2 protein-coding genes are annotated in these 721 nt (G+C 40.9%); both read right to left on the bottom strand.

All coding sequences use genetic code 11. The annotated features are described in order from the left end of the window. Nucleotides 1-209, bottom strand: a 209-nt coding sequence (locus tag G5B11_RS18740) for a DUF6870 family protein (protein ID WP_173729336.1), incomplete at its 3' end; no start/stop codon positions are given. Continuing rightward, nucleotides 190-570, bottom strand: a complete 381-nt coding sequence (locus G5B11_RS18735) for a type II toxin-antitoxin system PemK/MazF family toxin (RefSeq protein ID WP_012744261.1) — start codon at nucleotides 568-570, stop codon at nucleotides 190-192. The genes G5B11_RS18740 and G5B11_RS18735, both read right to left, overlap by 20 nt. Between the last annotated feature and the right edge of the window lie 151 nt (nucleotides 571-721).

The following is a 721-nucleotide window of genomic DNA, read 5'->3' as shown; positions in this document are numbered from 1 at the left end:
GATATACCGTTATTGGCAAATCTGACTTTTACTTTCATATTACCGATCCGGACCAGATAAGGATTTCCTACTTTATTCAGAAAAATATCTCTCCGTTCCTGAAGCGGCTTATTTCCATCTGCTTTTATCATCCGTAGATCCGTCATTTCATTGATATCTACATCACTGAAATCCTGATCCAGATAATTTCTATATTCCTCTGCTGTCATGCCCTTCTCCTTCCATTCCCATCTGGATCCGTACTGCTTTCAGTACCCGATCCAGGCTCCACTTATTTACTCTTCCGCATTTCTCAATAATACATTTTGTAGAAATGCTCATAACCTGTTCAGCCAATGCAAGGCTTCCTTTTCGGATCCCTGTCATATCGTATTTACTGATAAATACATGTGTTGGTAAATACCGCTTCTTATATATTCTTGACGTCAGCGGAACTACCGTAATGACTGAACTGTATGTATTAGCTTTGTTGTTACTTACTACGATCACCGGTCTTACTCCACCCTGAACCGAAGTTGTCGGGAACATACCGAGATCCGCCCATAAGATATCTCCTCTTCGAATCGTCACTTGTCATCTCTCTCCAATCTTTTTAATTTGTAAAGCATTCATAGCGCTATATTGGCTCCACAGGAATACGGCAGAGTTCCCTTCCAAGACGGAAAACTCTGCCGCATAACCTCTATAGCCAATTTGATTATTAAACAGTGCTCGCTCGATT

Source organism: Blautia glucerasea, assembly GCF_013304385.1.
GTDB lineage: Bacteria > Bacillota > Clostridia > Lachnospirales > Lachnospiraceae > Blautia_A > Blautia_A ammoniilytica.
This window is presented reverse-complemented; position numbering and strand designations above follow the sequence as displayed.